This window comes from Photobacterium sanguinicancri (genome assembly GCF_002265265.1).
Taxonomy (GTDB): domain Bacteria; phylum Pseudomonadota; class Gammaproteobacteria; order Enterobacterales; family Vibrionaceae; genus Photobacterium; species Photobacterium sanguinicancri.
In genome coordinates, this window is record NZ_NOIF01000445.1 from 1 (window position 1) to 480 (window position 480).

Genomic DNA, 480 nt, shown 5'->3' on the forward strand with positions numbered 1-480 from the left:
ACTTAGTTCAAAACCATTATCTTTGTAATATTTGTCAAGCTTAAGCTTTAGTTGTTTAGTCAAAAAATATTCTTTTTTGTTTGAAGCTTTCGTGAATTGAACACCAACACCTCTGTCATCACTTCTTCCCTTAATTAAATGACCTATATTTATCGTATCAATCTCATCATTGATTACTATATCTTCAGGAGATAGTTTCAGTAAAAGCGATCTCTGAATTTGGAACTTTGTAAGAACTACCATAAAAAGCTGAATTTCAAATTCAGTAGGAACTCCCCTTGCAATATCTGGATTCATCCATTCTGTGATCCTAGGTAACCTTGCAGGGACACTCTTACCCTCTCGAATAAAATACACATTTGTCTGTAATGGTTGTCTACATCTATGATGTCCACTATTTAAAAAAGTTTTAATGAGTTCGGAAGGCTTTTTGGGGATCTCTAATCCTTTTGATGTATAGTATTCATATAAATTTGGGGT

The 480-nt window shown here is 33.1% G+C and carries 1 protein-coding gene; it reads right to left on the reverse strand.

The genetic code is table 11. The features are described 5' to 3' along the window. The coding region (locus ASV53_RS25915) for a hypothetical protein (RefSeq protein ID WP_205049244.1) at positions 1-297 on the reverse strand (297 nt) is incomplete at its 3' end. Positions 298-480: the final 183 nt, after the last annotated feature.